Consider the following 21815-nt stretch of genomic DNA (forward strand, 5'->3'; position numbering starts at 1 on the left):
GGGCCGCCTCGGCGGGGCGGGGGGACTCCCCCTCGTTCCACGCCATGTGGCGCAGCCTCCACGGAATCGGCCGCAACGCGGCCTCCGGCGGCTACCGCCGCTACTCCTGGACCGGCGCCGACGCCGACTGCCGTCTCTGGTTCCGGATGCAGGCCGAGGCGCGCCGGCTCGACGTCGAGACCGACCGCAACGGCAACCAGTGGGCCTGGCTCGGCGACCCCACCGCGGGCGACGCCGTCGTCACCGGCTCCCACCTGGACTCCGTCCCCGACGGCGGCGCCTTCGACGGCCCGCTCGGCGTCGTGTCCTCCTTCGCCGCCCTCGACGAACTCCGCGCCCGCGGCGTCTCGTTCAAGCGGCCCCTCGCCATCGTCAACTTCGGCGACGAGGAGGGCGCCCGCTTCGGGCTCGCCTGCGTCGGCTCCCGGCTCACCTCCGGACAGCTGACCAAGGAGAAGGCCTTCGAACTGCGCGACGCCGACGGCATCAGCCTCCCGCAGGCCATGGAGGCCGCCGGCTACGACCCCGAGGCCATCGGCCACGACCCCGAGCGGCTCGCCCGCATCGGCGCCTTCGTGGAGCTCCACGTCGAGCAGGGCCGCGCCCTCGACCTGTCCGGCGACCCCGTCGGCATCGCCTCCGCCATCTGGCCGCACGGCCGCTGGCGGTACGACTTCCACGGCGAGGCCAACCACGCGGGCACCACCCGGCTCGTCGACCGGCGCGACCCCATGCTGCCGTACGCCGAGACCGTCCTCGCGGCCCGCCGCGAGGCCGAACTCGCGGGCGCCGTCGCCACCTTCGGCAAGATCGCGGTCGAGCCCAACGGCGTCAACGCCATCCCGTCGCTCGTCCGCGGCTGGCTCGACGCCCGCGCCGCCGACCAGGAGGCCCTGGACGCCGTGGTCGCCGGCATCGAGGCCGCCGCCCGCGACCACGCCGCGAGCCGGGGCGTCGACCTCGCCGTCGTACGCGAATCCTTCACGCCGATCGTCGAGTTCGGGCACGCCCTGCGCGAGGAGATCGGCCGCATCCTGGGCGACAGCACCGGCGCCAAGGTCCCGGTCCTCGGCACCGGCGCCGGACACGACGCGGGTATTCTGTCCGCCTCGATCCCGACCGCCATGCTGTTCGTACGCAACCCCACGGGCGTCTCGCACTCCCCGGCCGAGTTCGCGGCCGAGGACGACTGCGTGGCGGGCGTCCGCGCACTCGCCGACGTACTGGAGGGCCTCGCGTGCAGGTGACGTACTGGCTGGAGCATGCCTGGCTCGACACCCACGTCGAGCCGGGCGTGCTGCTCGAAGTGGCCGACGGCCGGATCACCGCCGTACGGACGGGGGTCGAGGCCCCGCCGCCCGGCGCCGTCGTCCTGCGCGGCTTCACCATCCCCGGCCTCGCCAACGCCCACAGCCACGCCTTCCACCGCGCCCTGCGCGGCACCGTCCAGGTCGGCTCCGGCACCTTCTGGACCTGGCGCGAGGTCATGTACGGCGTCGCCCAACGGCTCACCCCCGACAGCTACTTCGCCCTCGCCCGGGCCGTGTACGCGGAGATGGCCCTGGCCGGCATCACCTCCGTCGGCGAGTTCCACTACCTCCACCACGCCCCAGGCGGCACGCCCTACGCCGACCCCAACGCCATGGGCGAGGCCCTGATCGCGGCCGCTGCCGACGCCGGCATCCGTATCACCCTCCTCGACACCGCCTACCTCTCCTCCGGTTTCGGCGCGGCGCCCGAGCCGCACCAGCTCCGCTTCTCCGACGGCACGGCCGACGCCTGGGCCGAGCGGGTCTCGGCGCTCAAGGAGCGCGAGGGCGTACGGATCGGCGCCGCCGTCCACTCCGTGCGCGCCGTCCCGGCCGCCCAGCTGTCCACCGTGGCCCGCTGGGCCCAGGACCGCGAGGCCCCCCTCCACGTCCACCTCTCCGAGCAGACCGCCGAGAACGACGCCTGCCAGGCGGCCCACGGCCGCACCCCGACCCAGCTGCTCGCCGACCACGGCGTGCTCGGCGCGCGGACGACGGGCGTCCACAACACGCACCTGACGGACGCCGACATCGCCCTCATCGGCGGGTCCGCCACCGGCACCTGCATGTGCCCGACGACCGAGCGCGACCTGGCCGACGGCATCGGCCCGGCCGTCGCCCTCCAGCGGGCCGGCTCCCCGCTCTCCCTCGGCAGCGACAGCCACGCCGTCATCGACCTTCTGGAAGAGGCGCGGGCCATGGAGCTCGACGAGCGCCTGCGCACCCGCACCCGCGGCCACTGGACGGCGGCGGCGCTGCTCCGGGCCGCCACCGTGGACGGCCACGCCGCCCTCGGCTGGACCGACGCCGGCCGCCTGGAGGCGGGCGCGCTCGCCGACTTCACGACGATCGCGCTCGACTCCGTCAGGACAGCGGGGCCGGTACCGCGTCTGGCAGCCGAGACGGCGGTATTCGCAGCGTCGGCCGCGGACGTACGGCACACGATCGTGGGCGGACGCCAGGTCGTCCGGGACGGGGTCCACGGATCCGTCCCCGACGTGGCGCAGGCCCTCGCGGATTCGATCGCCGCCCTGCGCGGCTGAAAGAGAGACCCCTGACCATGAACAAGGGCCCCGCGGCGACGAACAACCCGGCGGCGAGCTCCGGCCCCACGAGCGCGAACAGCGCCGTGGCGACGACCGCCACGGTGATCACCAACATTGCCAGTCTCGTCACCAACGACCCCTCCCTCGGTGATGGTTCGCCACTCGGTCTGATCCAGGACGCGGCCGTCGTCGTGGACGGCGACCGCGTCGTCTGGGTCGGTGAGACAAGCAAAGCACCGGCCACTGACAACCGGGTCGACGTCGGCGGCCGGGCGGTCGTCCCGGGCTTCGTCGACTCCCACTCCCACCTCGTCTTCGCGGGCGACCGGACCGCCGAGTTCAACGCCCGCATGTCCGGGCAGGCGTACAAGGCGGGCGGCATCCGCACCACCGTCGCCGCCACCCGCGCCGCCACCGACGCCGAACTCTCCGCCAACGTCGCCCGCTACATGTGGGAGGCGCTGCGCCAGGGCACCACGACCTTCGAGACCAAGTCCGGCTACGGCCTGACCGTCGAGGACGAGGCCCGCGCGCTGCGCATCGCCGCCGAGCACACCGAGGAGGTCACCTACCTCGGCGCGCACATCGTGTCGCCGGACTACGCGGACGACCCGGCCGGGTACGTGAAGCTGGTGACCGGCGAGATGCTGGACGCGTGCGCGCCGTACGCCCGCTGGGTCGACGTCTTCTGCGAGAAGGGCGCCTTCGACGGCGACCAGGCGCGGGCGATCCTCACCGCGGGCAAGGCGAAGGGCCTGCAGGCGCGGGTGCACGCGAACCAGCTGTCGTACGGCCCAGGCGTGCAGCTCGCCGTCGAGCTCGACGCGGCGAGCGCCGACCACTGCACCCACCTGACGAACGCCGACATCGACGCGCTCGCCCAGGGCGACACGGTGGCGACGCTGCTGCCGGGCGCCGAGTTCTCCACCCGCGCGGTGTGGCCGGACGCGCGGCGGCTGCTCGACGTGGGCGTCACCGTCGCCCTCTCCACGGACTGCAACCCCGGCTCCTCCTTCACATCCTCGATGCCGTTCTGCATCGCGCTCGCGGTCCGCGACATGCTGATGACCCCCGACGAGGCGCTGTGGTCCGCCACCGCCGGCGGCGCGGCGGCCCTCCGCCGCACCGACATCGGCCGCCTCACCCCCGGCGCCCGCGCCGACCTGATCGTCCTGGACGCCCCGTCCCACGTGCACCTGGCGTACCGCCCGGGCGTGCCGCTGGTCGCGGAGGTGTGGCGAAAGGGCGTGCGGACGGTCTGAGGGCGCGGCTGGCTTGACCCTTGTGACGACGTACGGGACGTACGAGGAGTTCGTCCGCCTGGCCACGGCGGACCCGGCGGTCGTGGGCCTCGCCCTCAAGGGCTCCCAGACCCACGAGGGCACGCCGCCGCGCCCGCGGTGAGCCGAGTGCTCACGCCAGCCACAGACCGGAGCGGCGGTGACCGGTCGCGTGCGAGATTGGCGGCATGGGGCACTCGCGGGCTTATCCCGTCTTCAGGAGCGTCGACGCCGACGAGGCGTACGCGCGGGGCAAGGAGTTGTGCGGCGGGCTGGAGGTGGTCGAGGGCGAGATGTGGGTGCAGGCGGAGCTCGGGACGCCGGAGCGGGTGTGGAGTGTCGCGCAGGTGGTGCCGGGCATCTGGCTCGCGGACGCCGACGGAGAGAGGTACGACCCCTGGGGCGAGCGCCGGGCGGTGGCGCGGTTTCCGGTGTCGGCGCTTGAGGAACGTGCCCATGCGGACGTGGAGTTGCCGTTCCTGCGGGCCGTCGGGGACGACCCGGCGGCGATGGGCTGGGGTGGGCGCTGGTCGGGGCCGTACGGGGCAAGGCAGTACGACGGGGTGCAGGTGTCGTTCCACAGTGACGATGTGGAGCCGGCGGCGGAGCGGCCGGCCGCCACGCACACCGTCTTCCTGCACGTCGACAAGCGCTGCCCGCCCGAGCGGGTCCGGGAGTTGGCCGTACTCGCCGGGTGCGAGCTGCTCGGCGAGGCGCGCATCGGGTGGTAGGGGCCGGTCCTGTCAGAGGGGGCGGCGAGCCTCGACCCGGTCGGCCGCGGGATCGGGCGGGTGCAATGCACGGTGCTCCCGAGGAATTCCTAGCCCGCCAGGGAGCTGACCAGTTCTCCCGCCGCCCCCACCCCGGCCCGTTCCGCCTCCGACAGGTGGGGGTTCGACGCGCGGAGGGTCGTCGCCTCCGGGAGGTGCGGGGTGACCGGGGACGTGAGGTGGGCGAGGAGGGAGGCCAGGGCGGCGCGGGCACCGAGGGCGTAGGGAGCGGGGGAGAGGGCGGCTTCCGCGAGGAGGAGGGCGGACATCGCGCGATCCAGGCCGGGCGGGCCCTCGCGGGCGGTGAGCCAGTCGATGACGACGGGGCCCGCCGGGGTGAGCATCACGTTGTCCGGGTGCAGGTCCAGGTGGATCCACGGGGTGGCGTGGAGGCGGACGAGGAGGTCGGCGAGCAGGGCGCCGGCGGCCTCCGGGGTGGTCGTGCCGGTCATGGCCGCCTCCAGGAGGGTGGGCCCGGTGAGGCGTTCCATGACCAGGTCGGGGCCCTCGGCGCGGGCCACGCGCGGCACCGGGAAGCCGTGGGCGGCGAGGGCCCGCATGATCCTGGCCTCCCGGGCGGCGTCGGTCCCGTCCCGGTAGCGCCGCAGCACCCAGCCCTCGCCCGCCTCGTACACGTCGGCCGAACGGCCCGTACCGATCACGCGCGCGCGTGCCACCCGTCACTCCTCCGCCGTCAGGCCCCTGCGCAGTCGCGCCAGCGTCCGCGAGAGCAGCCGCGACACGTGCATCTGCGAGATGCCCAGCTCCTCGCCGATCTCCGACTGGGTCAGGCCGGCCGTGAACCGCAGCGACAGTATGCGGCGTTCGCGTGCCGGAAGGGAGGCGATCAGCGGCTTCAGGGACTCGACGTACTCGATGCCCTCGATGCCGTGGTCCTCGTAGCCGAGGCGGTCGGCGAGCGTGACGCCGTCCGTGTCCGTCTCCTCCGGCGGGGCGTCGAGCGAGCTCGCGGTGTACGCGTTGGCCGCGGCCATGCCCTCGACCACCTCGTCCGCGCCGATGCCCAGTTCACGGGCCAGCTCGTCGACGGTGGGCGCCCGGTCCAGGCGCTGGGCGAGTTCGTCGCCGGCCTTGGCCAGGTCGAGGCGGAGCTCCTGCAACCTGCGCGGGACGTGCACCGACCACGAGGTGTCGCGGAAGAAGCGCTTGATCTCGCCGATGATCGTCGGCATCGCGAAGGTGGGGAACTCGACGCCGCGGGCCAGTTCGAAGCGGTCGATCGCCTTGATCAGGCCGATCGTGCCGACCTGGACGATGTCCTCCATCGGTTCGCTGCGGGTGCGGAACCGTGAGGCCGCGAACTTGACCAGGGCCAGGTTGAGTTCGATCAGGGTGTTGCGGACGTACGCGTACTCGTGGGTGCCCTCCTCCAGGTCGCCCAGGCGGGCGAAGAGGGTCTTCGACAGGGCGCGCGCGTCGTACGGCGCGATCTCGTCGACGGGCGGGATACGCGGGAGTTCCGCGCGTTCCGGCACCCCGGGAGCTGTGTCGAGGGGTACGTCGAGGCGGGGGGACATGGGTCTCCTCCAGGGTTGTCTCTTGCTGCGGTTTGCGGCGCCTCCGAAGCCGGCCGTGGGACAGGTGGTCCTCTAGCCCTACCTGCTCGACCCTGATGGTTGCAAGTGGCAATTGTCTGCTTTGTTACGTTTCGAGGTGGAGCTTGTGTGCGGTGCGCGGGGGTGCGCTTGTATGGTTCGACGCATGTACCGGCAGCACATCGGCAGCGCACCCGAGCGGTTTCGGGTCGAGGTCCGGACCGTGGGGGCGAGCGAGGTGCTCACCCCGGTGGGTGAGCTCGATCACCACACCGCCGAACTGTTGCGTGCGCCACTCGACCACGCGCTCGACGAGGGCCGCACACATCTCGTACTCGACTGCTCACGCCTCGAGTTCTGCGACTCCACCGGCCTCAACGTCCTGCTGGCCGCCCGGCTCCGGGCGGACGCCGGCGGCGGTGGGGTCCATCTGGCCGCGATGCGGCCACCGGTGGCGCGGGTCTTCGAGATCACCGGCGCGGAGGCGGTCTTCACCCTCCACGACTCGCTCGACACCGCGCTCCCGCACCCCGGCTGAGCGCATCCTGAGCACCCTGAGCGCCCCCCGTACCTCTGGCGCCCGCCCGGCCCTGTCCTGAACTCGTCCATCGGTTGATCGGTTGAACGGTGAGAGGTGAAGCGTTGAAGGAGACCGCCTCCGGCGACCCCGAGGTCCACACCCTCGCCCTCGGTTCGACCAGTGGCACCGTGCCGCTCGCCCGCGACTTCACCAGGGCGTTGCTCCACGAATGGGGCTGGCTGCCGGCCGCCACCGCGGACCGCCGGGCCGCCGCCGAGGACGTCCTGCTCGTCGTCTCCGAACTGGTCACCAACGCCTGCCTGCACGCCGAGGGCCCGGAGAGCCTGCGCGTGCTGCGCCTCGCCGAGGTGCTGCGCCTCGAAGTCGCCGACCGCGGCGCCGGGCAGCCCGCGCCCCGCACCCCGCACCGGGCCGGCCGCCCCGGCGGACACGGCATGTTCATCGTCCAGCGGCTCTGCCGCACCTGGGGCATCGACCGGGTTTCGGGCGCCCCCGGCAAGACGGTCTGGGCCGAACTTGCCGCCCCCGCATAGGACTTTCACACCCCTCTCTCTTCCCTCCACAAGGGCTCGGGCGTACCTTGACGGCCCATCTGATAGACCGTCAGTAACGTCGCGTTGCGGTGAGGGGTGCTTGAGGTGCCGTACCGGAGGAGAACTGCCTGGGGGCTGACGGCGGCGACGGCGGTGGCCGGCTCGGCCGTGCTGCTCTCGGCACCCGCCGCCCATGCCGCCGTCGTCGACGTCGACTACGCCTGCGAGACGAAGATCGGGCCGAAGAGCGCGGTCTCGCCGGTCGACATCAAGGCCGAGAAGAACGGCGGCTCGTACACGATCACGATGTCCTTCGACAAGGGCGTCTCGGACAGCCCGGTCGAGCTGCCCAAGGGGGTCATGACCCCGCGCGCCGAGCTGGTCGTCGGCGGCGCGGACAGCGGCAGGGTGCAGGTGAAGGGTGTGCCGAACGCGGTCGCGATTCCGCCCAACACCCCCATCAAGATAGGGAAGCTGACGGGGACGTACACGCCGAGGAAGAGTGGGAAGGTCACCTTCACGGCCGGCACCCTCGTCGTCCACGCGCTCGGCATGGACGCCGCCACCTGCAAGCCCACCAACAGCCCCAAGCCGTCCCTGGAGTTGGACGTGACGGCTGCCGGCTCCAGCGATTCCGGCGGTACGGGCTCCGGCGGTACGGGCTCCGGCGGGCAACTGCCCAAGACCGGGCCCCTCGACTCCGCCACCGCGCTCGGCACCCTCGGCGGCACCGTCCTGCTGACCGGCGCGGCCGGAGTGCTCTGGCTCACCCGGCGCCCGGCACGGCACACGGCCCGCTGATGCGGGCGGTACGGGCGGTACGGGGCGGGCTCGGGGCCGTCGTCCTCCTCGGCGCGGCCGCGGTGGCCCCCGCACAGGCCGCCCCGGGGCCCTCCTGGACCGCCGCGCCCGCCGCCGGCCGCCCGTACGTCTACCTGGAGGGTGCCGCCGGCAGCGTCCTCCAGGACACCCTCTCCGTCACCAACCCCACCACCGAGCCCCTCACCGTCCGCCTCACGGGCCAGGGCGGTACGCCCGTCGCCTTCGCCGCCCGTACCGTGACCGTGCCCGCCCGCACCCGCGCGGACGTGCCCTTCGCCGTCACCGTCACCGCCGACACCCCGCCCGGAGACCACCGCGGCGCGGTACGGGCCGAGGCCGCCGGGCGCGCCACCGTCGTCCCGCTGCACCTGCGGGTGAGCGGGCCCCAGCTCTCCGCGCTCACCGTCGAGGACGTGCGCGTCGAGCGCTCCGGCGCCCTGCGCTACACCCTGGTCAACCGCGGCAACACCGTGCTCGCCCCGCGCCTCGCCGTACGCGCCGAGGGCCTCTTCGGCGCCGTCCTCGACCGCCCCGAGCGGGCGCTGCCGGTCACCCTGCGCCCCGGCGAGCGCCTCACCCGCACCGACCCCTGGCCCGACCCGCCCGCGCTCGACTCGGTCACCGTGCGCCTGACGGCCGCCGCCCCCGGCGCGGCCCCCGCGACCGCCCGCGCGGACGTCTTCCTCGCCTCCCGGGCGGGCGTCGGCGTCCTGGCGGCCGCCCTCCTCGCGGCGGCCGGCACGACCGCGTACGCGATCCCCGCGATACGACGGAGGAGACGATGACGCACCTGCGTACGGCGGCGGGCGCGCTGCTCGCCGCGCTGCTGCTCGCCCTGCCGCCGGCCACCGCCACCGCCGTCGCTGCCGCCACGGCCGCGGAGGCGCCGCGGGTCGCGCTCTCGCGGACCGAGGGAGGCAAGGGCGGCGAGATCACCGTCAGCGGCTCCGGCTGGAAGCCGGGCGCCCTGCTCATGCTGCTGATCTGCGGACAGGCGGCGCCCGGCAAGGGCGTCATCGGCGGCACCAACTCCTGCGCCAACACCGACGGCCGGGCGGCAACGGTTGACGCCAAGGGCGCCTTCAGCCGGAAACTGCCGGTCGCCGAGCCGCCCGTGCCCTGTCCCTGCGTGGTGCACGTCGCCGGGGTGACCGGCCAACAGGACTCCGTGGACGCCGCGTTCACCGTCGCGGGCCACCCCACCGCCCCGCTGCCCGAGGCCTCCGGCACGGGCAGGCTCGTGGTGCTCACCTCGGCCCGCCTGGAGGGCTCCAGCGGGGTCCTCGTCTGGTTCGGCGCCCCGGCCCGGCGCGAGATCGTGGTGACCCTCGGCAACCTCGGCCAGACCACCGTCAGGGACCCCGTCTTCGAGGTCGGCACCAGCCACGGGGTGTTCGCGCCGCAGTACGAGGAACGGCAGTGGCGCGGCGCCATCGAACCGGGCCGCAAGGCCCTGGTGAAGCTGCCCGTCGAACTGACCGCGGGCGCGCACGGGGACTACCAGGTGTCCGTGCGGTACGGCGGGAAGGTCCTCGTCGAACAGCCCTGGGGCGTCGGCCGCCCGTGGGGCGTGACGGTCTTCTGGGTGCTGCTCGCGGTCGTCGTCCCGGCCGCCCTCTTCCGTATCGGCATGGCGGTCGTCGACCGGGTCCGCCCGGAGGCCCGTACCCCCCGGCGCCCGCGTGCCCGGGGCCGTACACCCGCTCCCGTGTCCGACGAACCGACCGCGGTCCTGCCGTGGTTCACCCCTGACTCCGTACCTGACTCCGCACCGTCAGAGACCAGCCCGACGACGAAGGGACAGGCGTGAGTACGACACGCACGACGACACGGAGGATCGGTGCGACGGGTGTCGCGCTGATGCTCGGCGGCGCGGGGATCCTGCTGACCGCCGCCCCCGCCCTGGCGGCGGAGGTCTCGTACAGGACCGAGTGCATCCCGCCCGCCATCTCCGGCCTGCCGCCGGTGCAGGGCACCACCAAGGTGCAGGTCACCGCGCCCGCGGAGGCCAAGGTCGGCGACGAGGTCGAGGTGGTCTGGAAGACGGTCGAGGCCGCGTCCAGGAACCCGGACATCCTCGACCTCGACAAGGACACGGTGAAGCCGACCGGCGTCATCAAGATCGGCGGCGCGGCGAGCGGCACCCTCGCCGTGGAGGGCCCGCGCCAGAACCCGCCGATCCCCAAGAACAGCCCGATGGTCCTGCCGGACATGAAGGGCAGGCTGAAGCTCGACAAGGCGGGCGAGATCACGCTGACGCCGGACGCGTACACGATCAACGTCTCCAAGCCGATGTCGACGGACACCACGTGCTCCCCGAAGGAGACGGTCGCGGTCGCCGCCACCATCAAGGTGACGGCCGGCGGTGGCGGCACCTCGTCCGGTGGCGGCACCTCGTCCGGAGGGGGCACCTCGTCCGGTGGTACGACCACGAGCGGGGGTACGACGGCCGGCGGCGGTACGACGACGAGCGGGGGTACGACGACCAGTGGCGGTGCGACCGCCTCGGGCGGCACGACCACGTCCGGCGGCACCTCCGGCGGCTCGTCCTCGACCGGCGGCGGGGGCGGAGGTCAGACCGACTTCCCCGGCAAGGAAGTCTCCGTCGCCTTCGCCTGCCAGGCCCCCGGACCGGCCTCCATCAGCTCCAAGGTGACCATCAATGCCAGGAAGAGCGGCGGTTCGTACGCCCTCACCGTCAGGACCGCCAAGGGCGTCATGAACAGCCCGGCCGCCCTCCCCAAGGGCGCCCTCAAGCCGTCCATGGCCGTGAAGATCGGCGGCGCGGACAGCGGCACGGTCACCGTCACCGGCGCGCCCAACCCCGAGCCGCTGGAGGCGGGCAAGCCGGTCGACCTGACGGACATGACGGGCACGTACAAGCCGGGCGCGAGCGGCAAGGCCACACTCAGCCCCGGCAAGCTGACCATCAGCGTGTCGCTCGGCGGCTCCCCGATCGTCATCCCGTGCGGGGTCAAGGGCGCCGTACAGGCCTCGCTGACCCTGGACACCGAGAAGCAGGCCGGCGGCGCCGCGGGCGGCAGCGGTGACAGCGGCTCGGCCACCACGTCCGGCGGCGCCTCGGGCGGCGGCAACCTCGCCGAGACCGGCGCCGAGGACGGCGGCGCCCTGCGCGCCCTCGCCCTGGTCGCGGGCACCGTGATCCTGCTCGGCGGCGCGGTGTTCACCTTCACCCCGTGGGCGCGGCTCCGGCGCTGACACGGCGTGGAAACGGCGGAGGGCCGCCGCACCGAACCCGGTGCGGCGGCCCTCCGTACGTACGTCAGGCGGGTACGCCCGTCAGTGGACGTCGCCCATGAGCGCCTTGACCTTCTTGCGGTACATGAAGACCGCGACGGCGGCGACGGTGGCGGCCGCGGCCTGCAGGGCGATGATCCCGGTGCCGTTCAGGTCCACGCCCGCGAGGGAGAGCAGACCCGTGGTGCAGTCACCGGCGGTGACGGCGAGGAACCAGACACCCAGCATCTGGGAGGCGTACTTCTGCGGCGCCATCTTCGTGGTGACGGAGAGGCCGACCGGAGAAAGGCACAGCTCCGCGATCGTCTGGATCATGTAGATCCCGACCAGCCACATCGGGCTGACCTTGGCGTCGCCGCCGGCCATGCCGATCGGGGCGAGGAAGACGAAGAACGAGATGCCGATGCCCAGCAGACCCAGCGAGAACTTCACGATGGTGCTCGGCTCCCCGTTACGGCGGGAGAGCCACAGCCACAGCCAGGCGAAGACCGGAGCGAGGGCCATCACGAAGAGCGGGTTGAGCGACTGGAACCAGGTCGCCGGGAAGCTCAGCGGGCCGATGTGGTCGCTGGTCTTGCTGTCCGCGAAGAGGGACAGCGTCGAACCGCCCTGGTCGTAGATCATCCAGAAGACGGCGGCGGCCACGAAGAACCAGATGTAGCCGGAGACCTTCGACTGCTCGGCCTTGTCGAGGTCCTTGTCGCGCTTGATGCGGACGAGGACGGCGATCGGGATGATCAGACCGGCGAGGGTGATCGGGACCAGGGCCCAGTTCAGGGTGTACATGCCGAGGGCGACGACCGCGCCGTAGAAGACGGCGGCGACGACCAGGACCACGGCGACCTTGACGATGACCGCCTTGCGCTCGGCGGCGGAGAGCGGGTTCGGGACCAGGCTGCTCTTCTCGCTCAGGTGGCGGGTGCCGAAGAGGAACTGGGCCAGGCCGATCGCCATGCCGACGGCCGCGAGCAGGAAGCCCAGGTGCCAGTTGTAGCTCTCACCGACGGTGCCGATGACCAGCGGCGCGAGGAAGGCACCGACGTTGATGCCGATGTAGAAGAGCGTGAAGCCACCGTCACGGCGCGGGTCGTCCGGGCCGTCGTAGAGGTGACCCACCATCGTGGAGATGTTGGCCTTGAGCAGACCGGAACCGGCGGCGACGAGCGCGAGGCCGGCGAAGAACGCCGCCTGGCCCGGGATCGCCAGCGCGGTGTGGCCCGCCATGATCACGAAACCGGCGATGGTGACCGTCTTGCGGGCACCCCAGACGCGGTCACCGAACCAGCCGCCGGGCATGGCCATGAGGTAGACCATCGACACGTACACGGAGTAGATCGCCGTGGCCGTGGCCGCCGTCATGGCGAGGCCGCCGCCCTGGCCGCCCTTGGCGGCGTCGACGCCACCGGAGACCAGGTAGAGGACCAGAAGGGCCCGCATGCCGTAGTAGGAGAAGCGCTCCCACATCTCGGTCATGAAGAGGGTGGCCAGGCCGCGGGGGTGGCCGAAGAACGTCTTCTCGGAACCGGAGGTTCCGGAGGAAGCCGTCGCGAGGCTGGACGCCATGTCGATCCTTGCTCTGTCGGGACGCGCGCTTCGTGAGCGGGGGCGCCCGGTGGGGGAGCCGGCACCGGCGGGAGCGCGGTGGCGCTCTGCCGGGATCCACGCCCAGGTGCTGCATCGCACCGGGACCCGGCCCACAGGTCATTCACGTCCTCGAGACCGCCGACGGCTGCCTCGTGCAGAAAAGAGACCCTTGGCGTACATCCGGCCAAAGGTCCCCGTTTACCGCTACAGAACTCTCGCCACCATACGACACGACACTGCCGGATATGGAAGGACTTGAGAGATGGATCACAGGTGACGATGGAACCAACTTCCTTCATTCCAAGGTCATGAGCAAATTCCAGACCAAGATCCAAGGAGGGTCCGGTGGGGGTGTCCCGCCCCTGTGGATCACGCCCCGGCGGTGCGCCCGTGCGGACTACCATCACCTCATGACCCGTGTACTGCTCGCCGAGGACGACGCCTCCATCTCGGAACCGCTGGCCCGCGCCCTGCGGCGGGAGGGGTACGAGGTCGAGGTCAGGGAGGACGGCCCGACCGCGCTCGACGCCGGACTCCAGGGCGGAGTCGACCTGGTCGTGCTCGACCTGGGCCTGCCCGGCATGGACGGACTCGAGGTCGCCCGGCGGCTGCGCGCGGACGGGCACACGGTGCCGATCCTGGTGCTCACCGCCCGCGCCGACGAGGTCGACACGGTGGTCGGCCTGGACGCCGGCGCCGACGACTACGTGACCAAGCCGTTCCGGCTCGCCGAGCTGCTCGCCCGGGTCCGGGCCCTGCTGCGGCGCGGCGCCGCCGAGCCGGCCGCGGCCCCCGCCACCCACGGCGTACGGATCGACGTCGAGTCGCACCGCGCCTGGATGGGCGACGAGGAGCTCCAGCTCACCGCCAAGGAGTTCGACCTGCTGCGCGTCCTGGTCCGCGACGCGGGCCGGGTGGTCACCCGCGACCAGCTGATGCGCGAGGTCTGGGACACCACCTGGTGGTCCTCCACCAAGACCCTCGACATGCACATCTCCTGGCTGCGCAAGAAGCTCGGCGACGACGCGGCCAACCCGCGCTACATCGCCACCGTCCGGGGCGTGGGCTTCCGCTTCGAGAAGAGCTGACCCGCTCCCCGCTCATGGTCGAGAACACCCCGAGAAGAGCTAGGTACAGCCGCTCGTGCGCCGCCGTCTGATCAACTCCACACTCGCCGTGGTGCTCGTCGTCATCGCCGTCTTCGGCGGCTCGCTGGTGATCGTCGAGACCCGCACGGCCTCCGCCGGCGCGCAGGAGAAGGTGGACACCGAGGCGGTGCGGATCGCCGCCATCGTCGACAGCCGGCTGTTCGGCGGCGAGCCGGTCAACCCCGACGTGCTGCCCGGCATCCTGGCCGACCGGAGCGGCGCCCGGCGGCACGCGGTCATCCGCATCCCCGGCCGCGAGCCCATCGAGATCGGCTCACGGCCCGACGGCAGTGTGATCCGCGGCTTCGCCGAGGGCGAGCGCGGCGAGACCGTGGTCGTCGAGGAGGCCCGTTCGGTCGTCATGGGCGAGGTCGGCCGCACGCTCCTGATCATCCTGGGGGTGGCGCTGCTGTGCGTGGTGGCCGCCGTCCTCCTCGCCGTACGGCAGGCCAACAAGCTGGCGTCCCCGCTCACCGACCTCGCCGAGACCGCCGAGCGGCTCGGCTCCGGCGACCCGCGGCCCCGGCACAAGCGGTACGGGGTGCCCGAGCTCGACCGGGTCGCGGACGTCCTCGACGCCTCCGCCGAGCGGATCGCGCGGATGCTCACCGCCGAGCGCCGGCTCGCCGCCGACGCCTCCCACCAGCTCCGTACGCCGCTGACCGCGCTGTCCATGCGCCTTGAGGAGGTCGCCTTCGCCGACGACCTGGAGACGGTGCGCGAGGAGGCGACGATCGCGCTCACCCAGGTGGAGCGGCTCACCGACGTGGTCGAGCGGCTGCTCACCAACTCGCGCGACCCGCGCACCGGCTCCGCGGTCGCCTTCGACCTGGACGAGGTGATCAAGCAGCAGCTGGAGGAGTGGCGGCCGGCCTACCGCAGCGCGGGCCGGGCCATCGTCCGCTCCGGCAAACAGGGCATGCGGGCCGTCGGCACCCCGGGCGCGGTCGCCCAGGTGCTCGCCGCGCTGATCGAGAACTCCCTGATGCACGGCGGCGGCACGGTCGCCCTGCGCACCCGCGTGACCGGCAACCAGTCGGTCATCGAGGTGACGGACGAGGGCCCGGGCGTGCCCGTGGACCTCGGCGCGCGGATCTTCGAGCGGGCGGTCAGCGGCCGCTCCTCCACCGGGATCGGCCTCGCGGTGGCCCGCGACCTCGCGGAGGCGGACGGCGGGCGGCTCGAACTGCTCCAGCAGCATCCGCCGGTGTTCGCGCTCTTCCTGAGCCGCGAGGTCAGGAGCCGTACGGAACCGGAGCGCCCGGTCCGGTAGGGCCTTTCAGGACTGCGAGACCGGGTTCAGACCCGGTCGGGCTGCTTGCGCGTGGCCTGGCGCGGCGCCTGCTCCAGGAACGATTCGGCGGTGTGCACCGCCTCCTTCGCCGGCAGCGCCTGGAACACCCAGGTGCGGTACGACCAGAAGCGGAACAGGGTCGCGACGCCGATGCCGAAGAACTTGAAGAAGTTGCTCTGCAGCGGGGTGTCCCAGCCGAAGCCGTACGTCGCCGTGTAGAGCACGCCGTTCTCGATCACCAGGCCGACCACGCTGAACAGCAGGAACAGCACCAGTTCCTTCGTACGGCCGGACTTGTCGCGGTCGCGGTACGTGAAGTACCGGAACCCCACGTAGTTGAAGAGGATCGCCACGACGGTGGCGATGATGCTCGCCCGCACCACCGGGAGCTCGGTGACATGGCGCACCAGGTTGAAGACGCCCAGGTTCACCAGGACGCCGAGACCGCCGACCACGCCGAATTTGGCGACCTCGCGGACGAGCCGGTCCACTCGCGTGCGCAGCGCGCCGGGTTCACTCATCGTGATCGCTCATCGTGATCGCTCTGTCCCGTCCGTTCCGGATGCGTTCGGCCGACGCCGGGACGGCGTCAACCCAGCCATGCTAACCAGCCCCCCGGGCGTACGCCCGGGATGCGCGCGATCCGTGCGCGATCCGTGTGCGAGCCCACTCCCGCTGTGACAAGACACAGCCCGACAGGGCCCCGGAACTTGTGCGGATACCCTAAGAGGGTGACGTTCCCGGTAGTCGGCATGGTCGGCGGCGGTCAGCTCGCGCGTATGACGCACGAGGCAGGCATCCCGCTCGGCATCCAGTTCAAGCTCCTCAGTGACACCCCGCAGGACTCGGCGGCCCAGGTGGTGAGCGAGGTCGTCGTCGGCGACTATCGCGACCTGGACACGCTGCGTGACTTCGCGCGCGGCTGTGACGTGATCACCTTCGACCACGAGCACGTGCCCGCGGAGCACCTCGCGACCCTGGAGGCGGACGGCATCGTCGTCCGCCCCGGGCGCGCGGCCCTCGCGCACGCCCAGGACAAGGGGGTGATGCGGGCGAGGCTCGACGCGATCGGCGCGCCCAGCCCGCGCCACCGCATCGTGGCCGACCCGGCCGACGCGGTGGCCTTCGCCGCCGAGGGCGTGGGCGAGGGCGGGGGCGACGGCTTCCCGATCATCCTGAAGACGGTGCGCGGCGGCTACGACGGCAAGGGCGTCTGGTTCGTACGTTCCGAGGCGGACGCCCACGACGCCTTCAAGGCCGGTGTCGCGGTGCTCGCCGAGGAGAAGGTCGACTTCGCGCGCGAGCTCGCCGCGAACATCGTCCGCTCCCCGCACGGCCAGGCCGTGGCGTACCCGGTGGTGGAGTCCCGCCAGGTCGACGGCGTCTGCGACACCGTGATCGCGCCCGCGCCCGAGCTCGACGACGAGCTGGCCGGGCAGGCGCAGGAGCTGGCGCTGCGGATCGCCAAGGAGCTTGACGTGGTCGGCCACCTGGCCGTCGAGCTGTTCGAGACCCGCGACGGCCGGATCCTCGTCAACGAGCTGGCCATGCGCCCGCACAACTCCGGCCACTGGACCCAGGACGGCGCGGTCACCTCGCAGTTCGCCAACCACGTCCGGGCCGTGCTCGACCTTCCGCTGGGCGATCCGCGCCCGCGCGCGAAGTGGACCGTGATGTGCAATGTTCTGGGTGGCGATTTCCCGGACATGTACTCGGCGTACCTGCACTGCATGGCCCGCGATCCGCAGCTCAAGATCCACATGTACGGCAAGGACGTGAAGCCCGGCCGCAAGGTGGGCCACGTCAACACCTACGGCGACGACCTGGACGACGTGCTGGAGCGCGCCCGCCACGCCGCCGACTACCTGCGAGGGACGATCGTTGAGTAATCCGGCCGCGTCGAACGAGAACGCGAACCCGCTGGTCGGCATCGTGATGGGGTCCGACTCGGACTGGCCCGTCATGGAGGCCGCCGCGCAGGCCCTGGACGAGTTCGAGATCCCGTACGAGGTCGACGTCGTCTCCGCGCACCGCATGCCCCGCGAGATGATCGCGTACGGCGAGGAGGCCGCCGGCCGCGGCCTCAAGGCGATCATCGCGGGCGCCGGCGGCGCGGCCCACCTGCCGGGCATGCTCGCCTCGGTCACCCCGCTGCCGGTCATCGGCGTGCCGGTGCCGCTGAAGTACCTCGACGGCATGGACTCGCTGCTCTCCATCGTGCAGATGCCGGCCGGTGTGCCGGTCGCCACCGTCTCGGTCGGCGGCGCGCGCAACGCGGGCCTGCTCGCGGCCCGGATGCTCGCCGCGCACGACCCGGAACTGCTCGCCCGGATGAAGGAGTTCCAGCAGGAGCTCAACGACCAGGCGACGGAGAAGGGCAGGCGGCTCCGGCAGAAGGTCGAGGGCGTGGGCGCGTTCGGATTCGCCAAGTGACCGCCGGGCCTCAGGCCGCCGACCGGCTCGCGGAGGCGCGGGAGCTGCTCGCCGTGACCCCGGTCGTGGACGGGCACAACGACCTGCCCTGGGCGCTGCGCGAGCACTGCGGCTACGACCTCGACAAGCTCGACATCGCCGGCGACCAGTCCGCCTCCCTCCACACCGACCTCGCCCGGCTGCGGGCCGGCGGCGTCGGCGCCCAGTTCTGGTCGGTGTACGTGCCGGGCCGGCTGACCGGGGACCACGCGGTCAGCGCCACCCTGGAGCAGATCGACGCGGTCGACCGTCTGGTCGAGCGGTACGCGGCGGACCTCGCGCCCGCGCTGACCGCCGACGACATGGAGACGGCCCGTAAGGAGGGCCGGATCGCGTCGCTCAAGGGCGCCGAGGGCGGCCACTCGATCAACAACTCCCTTGCCACGCTGCGCGCCCTGCACACCCTGGGCGTGCGCTACATGACGCTTACCCACAACGAGAACAACGACTGGGCGGACTCGGCCACCGACGCCCCGCGGCACGACGGGCTCACCGCCTTCGGCCGCGAGGTGGTCCGGGAGATGAACCGGACCGGCATGCTCGTCGACCTCTCGCACGTGGCGGCGACGACCATGCGGGACGCGCTGGACACCAGCGCCGCGCCGGTGATCTTCTCGCACTCCTCGTCCCGGGCGGTCTGCGACCACCCGCGCAACATCCCGGACGACGTCCTGGAGCGGCTGCCCGCCAACGGCGGTGTGGCAATGGCGACGTTCGTGCCGAAGTTCATCCTGCCCGCGGCGGTCGAGTGGACCAACCGCGCGGACGAGAACATGCGCGCCCACGGCCTGCACCACCTGGCCACCACCGCCGACGCGATGGCGATCCACCGCGCCTTCGAGGCGGAGAACCCGCGCCCGGTCGCCACGGCCGCGACGGTCGCCGACCACCTCGACCACATGCGCGAGGTCGCCGGCATCGACCACATCGGCATCGGCGGCGACTACGACGGCACGGCCTTCACCCCGTCCGGCCTCGACGACGTCGCCGGCTACCCGAACCTGGTCGCGGAGCTCCTCGTGCGCGGCTGGTCGCCTGCGGACCTGGCGAAGCTGACGTGGTCGAACGCGGTACGGGTGCTGCGGGACGCGGAGGCGGTGGCGCGCGAGCAGCAGGCGCTGCGGGGCGCGTCGATCGCGACGATCGGCGGCTACGCCGGCTGAAGCCGAAGCTGAGTTGACGTGGCGTCAGCGAGGCCCCCGCTCCGGCGGGGGCCTTCGTCGTACCCGGGGCCGCGTCCCCCGGACGGCCTAGTACGGCGCGCCCGGCGCGGGGGCCGGTGGGACGGTTGCCGTACTGCCCGGTAGTGCGGCAGTGAGTACAGCAGTGCAGCAGTACGGAGTTGAGCCACCCATGGCAGATCTGCTCGACGATCCCACCACCACCTTCACCGTCGCCCACGCCGTCTCGGCGGGCGACGCCGATCCCCCCGAACATCCCCGGCCCCTCGACGAGTCGACCCGGGCACGCGCGCTGCTCGCCGCGCAGCCGGTCGTCGAGGGGCACACGGAACCGCCGCCCGTCACCGACCCGGAGGACCTTCCGCCGGTACGGGCCGCGGAGGCGGGAGCACAGCTCTGGTCGCTGCGTGTGGACGCCGACGAGGGCGTCCTCGGCACGCTGCGCCGGATCGACGCGGTCCGCGCGCTCGTGGCGGCCTGCCCCGAGGACCTGCGCCTCGCGCACACCACCTCGGAGATGGAGCACGCCCGCAACTGCGGCCGGGTCGCCGTCGTCCTCGGCGCGGTGAGCTGGGCGGCGGTCGGCGGCTCGCCGGCCACGCTCCGGGCGTACCACGCGCTCGGTGTACGGGCGGTCGGCCTGACCCGCTACGACCGCTTCGCCCGCGAGGCGGTCCGGGAGATGAACCGGCTCGGGCTGGCGATCGACCTGGCGGGCGCCGACACGGACACCGTCCGCCAGACCCTCGCGGTGAGCCGGGCCCCGGTCCTGCTCACCCGCGCGGACCCGGAGGCCCTGCCGGACGACGTCCTGCGGCTGCTCGGTGAGAAGGGCGGCGTCTGCATGATCCCGGTCACCCGGGACGCCTCGGCCACGGCCGACACCCTCGACCGCCTCCGCGCCCTCGCGGGCCCCCGCGCCCTCGGCCTCTCCCACGCCGAACACCCGCCCACGGGCTACGTCCCCCTCTTCACCGAACTCCTCCACCGCGACTGGCAGGCCCCGGACCTGGTGTCCCTGGCCCACGGCAACATCACGCGAGCGCTGCGGGAGACGGAGTTCAGGTCTAGGGCGACGCGGTTGAAGGCGGCGGCCTGACGGAAACGCGCGGGGGGCCCGGAAACGCGGAGGGGCCCGGTGCCTGTGGCACCGGGCCCCTCAGTCGTACTCAGGCGCGCGGGCGGCCCATCGCGCGGTACGTCCAGCCGGCCTCGCGCCACCGCTCCGCGTCCAGCGCGTTGCGGCCGTCGAGGATGACGGGGGACGCGACGACGGAGGCCAGTTCCGCCGGGTTCAGCGCGTCGCGGAACTCGCGCCACTCGGTCAGGTGGAGGACCACGTCCGCGCCCCGCACCGCGTCGAGCGCGGTCGGCGCGTAGCCGAGGGTCGGGAAGAGACGGCGCGCGTTGTCCATGCCCTTGGGGTCGTAGACCGTGACCTGCCCGCCCTGGAGGTGGATCTGGCCGGCCACGTTCAGCGCGGGCGAGTCGCGGACGTCGTCCGAGTCCGGCTTGAAGGTCGCGCCGAGCACGGCGACCCGCCTGCCCAGGAAGCCGCCCCCGAGCGCCTCCCGCGCCATCTCCACCATCGACGCCCGGCGCCGCATGTTGATGGAGTCGATCTCGCGCAGGAAGGTCAGCGCCTGGTCGGCGCCCAGCTCACCGGCCCGCGCCATGAAGGCGCGGATGTCCTTCGGCAGGCAGCCGCCGCCGAAGCCGATCCCGGCCCGCAGGAACTTGTTGCCGATCCGCTCGTCGTGCCCGATCGCCTCCGCGAGCTTCGCCACGTCACCGCCGGCCGCCTCGCACACCTCCGCCATCGCGTTGATGAAGGAGATCTTGGTGGCGAGGAAGGAGTTCGCGGCGGTCTTCACCAGTTCGGCGGTCGGATAGTCCGTCACCACCAGCGGCGAGCCCTCCGCCACCGGCACCGCGTACACCTCGCGCAGCACCTTCTCGGCCCGCTCGCCGCGCGCGCCGTCCGGCACGCCGACGACGATCCGGTCCGGGTGCAGGGTGTCCTGCACGGCGAAACCCTCGCGCAGGAACTCCGGGTTCCAGGCCAGCTCCACGCCCTCCGGCAGCACACCCGCGAGCCGCTGCGCCGAGCCGACCGGCACGGTCGACTTGCCGACGACCAGGGCCCCGTCCCGTACGACCCCGGCGAGGGAGGCGAAGGCGGCGTCGACGTAACTCATGTCGCACGCGTACTCGCCGTGCTTCTGCGGGGTGTTGACGCAGACGAAGTGCACGTCGCCGAAGGCGCCGACCTCCTCCCAGGAGGTCGTGAAGCGCAGCCGCCCGCTGGAGCCCTCGATCCCCTCGATGTGCCGCGCGAGCAGCTCCTCGAGACCCGGCTCGTACATCGGGACCCGGCCGCTCGCGAGCATCTCGATCTTCTCGGGGACCACGTCGAGGCCGAGCACCTCGAAGCCGAGCTCCGCCATGGCCGCGGCGTGCGTGGCGCCGAGGTAGCCGGTGCCGATCACGGTGATCTTCAGGGCCATGCGGTCTCCAGTGAGGAGTCGAGGTCGGGCGAATGCCTGCCCGAGCATAGTCGTGCGCTGTGGCGCCCTGGATCGGCGCCCGGTCTCGCCCTACCATTTCTGTTACTTAACGGTAGTTAGCAAGCAGCAAGCCTGGGAGTGAGTGAGCGTGGCGGGATCGACTGATTTCGACCTGTACCGGCCTGCCGAGGAGCACGAGATGCTCCGGGAGACGGTGCGTGCGCTGGCGGAGGCGAAGATCGCTCCGTTCGCGGCTGCGGTGGACGAGGAGGGCCGGTTCCCGCAGGAGGCGCT

General features: G+C 72.6%; 23 protein-coding genes. 18 read left to right on the plus strand and 5 right to left on the minus strand.

What is annotated here, in order from left to right; genetic code table 11:
- The first annotated feature begins 44 nt into the window (after positions 1-44).
- The 5 genes from AB0C73_RS20690 (at position 45) to AB0C73_RS20710 (ending at position 4586) form a co-directional block, all read left to right on the plus strand.
- Positions 45-1247, plus strand: a complete 1203-nt coding sequence (locus AB0C73_RS20690; RefSeq protein WP_362532056.1) for an allantoate amidohydrolase — start codon at positions 45-47, stop codon at positions 1245-1247.
- A complete protein-coding gene (locus tag AB0C73_RS20695) occupies positions 1238-2572 on the plus strand; it encodes a formimidoylglutamate deiminase (protein WP_362531967.1) in 1335 nt (444 codons plus the stop codon). The genes AB0C73_RS20690 and AB0C73_RS20695 overlap by 10 nt, the downstream gene beginning before the upstream one ends.
- Positions 2573-2589: 17 nt before the next feature.
- Entirely contained in the window at positions 2590-3837 is a 1248-nt protein-coding gene (gene hutI, locus AB0C73_RS20700) for an imidazolonepropionase (RefSeq protein ID WP_362531970.1), read from the plus strand.
- Positions 3838-3850: 13 nt separating this feature from the next.
- Positions 3851-3979 carry a hypothetical protein gene (locus tag AB0C73_RS20705; RefSeq protein ID WP_362531973.1) on the plus strand — a complete coding sequence of 43 codons (129 nt, stop codon included), beginning with the start codon at positions 3851-3853 and terminating at the stop codon, positions 3977-3979.
- Positions 3980-4043: 64 nt separating this feature from the next.
- Positions 4044-4586: a hypothetical protein gene (locus AB0C73_RS20710; protein WP_362531975.1), complete on the plus strand. Its 543-nt coding sequence runs from the start codon at positions 4044-4046 to the stop codon at positions 4584-4586.
- 89 nt (positions 4587-4675) lie between these two features.
- On the opposite strand, the gene AB0C73_RS20715 is transcribed toward AB0C73_RS20710, so the two are convergent.
- A complete protein-coding gene (locus AB0C73_RS20715; protein ID WP_362531978.1) occupies positions 4676-5302 on the minus strand; it encodes a phosphotransferase in 627 nt (208 codons plus the stop codon).
- A 3-nt stretch (positions 5303-5305) separates the two neighbouring features.
- Positions 5306-6163 (minus strand): RNA polymerase sigma factor SigF, encoded by an 858-nt coding sequence (locus AB0C73_RS20720; protein ID WP_362531980.1) that lies wholly within the window; start codon positions 6161-6163, stop codon positions 5306-5308.
- A gap of 184 nt (positions 6164-6347) precedes the next feature.
- Between AB0C73_RS20720 and AB0C73_RS20725 the strand changes: the two genes are divergently transcribed.
- The 6 genes from AB0C73_RS20725 to AB0C73_RS20750 all read left to right on the plus strand — a co-directional run bounded on the left by AB0C73_RS20725 (position 6348) and on the right by AB0C73_RS20750 (position 11296).
- Positions 6348-6719 carry an STAS domain-containing protein gene (locus tag AB0C73_RS20725; protein ID WP_362531983.1) on the plus strand — a complete coding sequence of 124 codons (372 nt, stop codon included), beginning with the start codon at positions 6348-6350 and terminating at the stop codon, positions 6717-6719.
- 104 nt (positions 6720-6823) lie between these two features.
- The gene (locus AB0C73_RS20730; RefSeq protein WP_362531986.1) at positions 6824-7255 is read left to right on the plus strand and encodes an ATP-binding protein; all 432 of its coding nucleotides are present in this window, start codon (positions 6824-6826) and stop codon (positions 7253-7255) included.
- A 105-nt stretch (positions 7256-7360) separates the two neighbouring features.
- Positions 7361-8056 carry a peptidase gene (locus tag AB0C73_RS20735; protein WP_362532059.1) on the plus strand — a complete coding sequence of 232 codons (696 nt, stop codon included), beginning with the start codon at positions 7361-7363 and terminating at the stop codon, positions 8054-8056.
- Positions 8056-8862 (plus strand): hypothetical protein, encoded by an 807-nt coding sequence (locus AB0C73_RS20740; protein ID WP_362531989.1) that lies wholly within the window; start codon positions 8056-8058, stop codon positions 8860-8862. The genes AB0C73_RS20735 and AB0C73_RS20740 overlap by 1 nt, the downstream gene beginning before the upstream one ends.
- Positions 8859-9887: a hypothetical protein gene (locus AB0C73_RS20745; protein ID WP_362531991.1), complete on the plus strand. Its 1029-nt coding sequence runs from the start codon at positions 8859-8861 to the stop codon at positions 9885-9887. Before AB0C73_RS20740 ends, AB0C73_RS20745 begins: the two co-directional genes overlap by 4 nt.
- Before the next feature lie 50 nt (positions 9888-9937).
- Positions 9938-11296, plus strand: a complete 1359-nt coding sequence (locus AB0C73_RS20750) for a hypothetical protein (protein WP_362532062.1) — start codon at positions 9938-9940, stop codon at positions 11294-11296.
- Between the two features lie 81 nt (positions 11297-11377).
- Here AB0C73_RS20750 and AB0C73_RS20755 read toward each other — a convergent pair whose 3' ends face one another.
- Entirely contained in the window at positions 11378-12898 is a 1521-nt protein-coding gene (locus tag AB0C73_RS20755; protein WP_362531994.1) for an oligopeptide:H+ symporter, read from the minus strand.
- Positions 12899-13329: 431 nt separating this feature from the next.
- Between AB0C73_RS20755 and AB0C73_RS20760 the strand changes: the two genes are divergently transcribed.
- Together AB0C73_RS20760 and AB0C73_RS20765 are read left to right on the plus strand one after the other, a co-directional pair.
- On the plus strand, positions 13330-14007 hold the full coding sequence (locus tag AB0C73_RS20760; RefSeq protein ID WP_362531997.1) for a response regulator transcription factor: 678 nt from the start codon (positions 13330-13332) through the stop codon (positions 14005-14007).
- 55 nt (positions 14008-14062) lie between these two features.
- The gene (locus AB0C73_RS20765; protein ID WP_362532000.1) at positions 14063-15340 is read left to right on the plus strand and encodes an ATP-binding protein; all 1278 of its coding nucleotides are present in this window, start codon (positions 14063-14065) and stop codon (positions 15338-15340) included.
- Between the two features lie 26 nt (positions 15341-15366).
- Here AB0C73_RS20765 and AB0C73_RS20770 read toward each other — a convergent pair whose 3' ends face one another.
- Positions 15367-15882, minus strand: a complete 516-nt coding sequence (locus AB0C73_RS20770) for a GtrA family protein (RefSeq protein ID WP_362532003.1) — start codon at positions 15880-15882, stop codon at positions 15367-15369.
- Between the two features lie 210 nt (positions 15883-16092).
- Between AB0C73_RS20770 and AB0C73_RS20775 the strand changes: the two genes are divergently transcribed.
- From AB0C73_RS20775 to AB0C73_RS20790, 4 genes are all read left to right on the plus strand, one after another.
- Positions 16093-17250, plus strand: a complete 1158-nt coding sequence (locus AB0C73_RS20775) for a 5-(carboxyamino)imidazole ribonucleotide synthase (protein ID WP_362532006.1) — start codon at positions 16093-16095, stop codon at positions 17248-17250.
- 46 nt (positions 17251-17296) lie between these two features.
- On the plus strand, positions 17297-17794 hold the full coding sequence (purE, locus tag AB0C73_RS20780) for a 5-(carboxyamino)imidazole ribonucleotide mutase (RefSeq protein ID WP_362532065.1): 498 nt from the start codon (positions 17297-17299) through the stop codon (positions 17792-17794).
- Entirely contained in the window at positions 17791-18996 is a 1206-nt protein-coding gene (locus AB0C73_RS20785; RefSeq protein WP_362532009.1) for a dipeptidase, read from the plus strand. Before purE ends, AB0C73_RS20785 begins: the two co-directional genes overlap by 4 nt.
- 190 nt (positions 18997-19186) lie before the next feature.
- Positions 19187-20113 (plus strand): membrane dipeptidase, encoded by a 927-nt coding sequence (locus AB0C73_RS20790; RefSeq protein WP_362532012.1) that lies wholly within the window; start codon positions 19187-19189, stop codon positions 20111-20113.
- A gap of 70 nt (positions 20114-20183) precedes the next feature.
- On the opposite strand, the gene AB0C73_RS20795 is transcribed toward AB0C73_RS20790, so the two are convergent.
- Positions 20184-21521 (minus strand): UDP-glucose/GDP-mannose dehydrogenase family protein, encoded by a 1338-nt coding sequence (locus AB0C73_RS20795; protein WP_362532014.1) that lies wholly within the window; start codon positions 21519-21521, stop codon positions 20184-20186.
- Positions 21522-21669: 148 nt separating this feature from the next.
- On the opposite strand from AB0C73_RS20795, the gene AB0C73_RS20800 reads away from it, so the two are divergent.
- Positions 21670-21815 (plus strand): acyl-CoA dehydrogenase family protein (locus AB0C73_RS20800; RefSeq protein WP_362532067.1); only part of this gene is annotated, 146 nt, incomplete at its 3' end.

It is taken from the genome of Streptomyces sp. NPDC048623 (assembly GCF_040650755.1).
Taxonomy (GTDB): domain Bacteria; phylum Actinomycetota; class Actinomycetes; order Streptomycetales; family Streptomycetaceae; genus Streptomyces.